This is a genomic window from Halomonas sp. QHL1 (assembly GCF_001882345.1).
GTDB lineage: Bacteria > Pseudomonadota > Gammaproteobacteria > Pseudomonadales > Halomonadaceae > Vreelandella.
The window spans coordinates 2709138-2709512 of record NZ_MINL01000001.1 but is presented as its reverse complement, the minus strand read 5'-3'; the positions used below and the strand labels follow the sequence as shown (position 1 = coordinate 2709512).

General features: G+C 57.1%; 1 protein-coding gene. It reads left to right on the top strand.

All coding sequences use genetic code 11. The annotated features are described in order from the left end of the window. On the top strand, window positions 1-368 hold a 368-nt coding region (locus QHL1GM_RS12355), incomplete at its 5' end, for an aromatic-ring-hydroxylating dioxygenase subunit beta (protein WP_071695994.1). Window positions 369-375 lie beyond the last annotated feature (7 nt).

The window sequence follows — 375 nt, the reverse complement described above, 5'->3', positions numbered from 1 at the left end:
CCTGGGACGACGACGACCAGTTGACCCGTGATCCGCACAGCGAGATCTCGCTGATCTACTACCCCAACCGCGACGGGTTAGAAGATCGGGTGTACCGCATCAAGACCGAACGCAGCGGGGCGAGTACGCCGGAGCCTCGCACCACCCACCAGGTGACCAACCTGGAGATCTTGTCCCAAGACGGCGACACAATGGAGCTACGGTTTAACTGGCATACGCTGAGCCACCGCTACAAGAAGACCGACAGCTTCTTCGGCACCTGCTTCTACACCCTGGACGTGTCCGGTGAGACCCCGTTAATCACAAGAAAAGTCGTGCAGCTGAATAACGACTATATCCATCAGGTCATCGACGTATACCACGTGTGACTTGAGG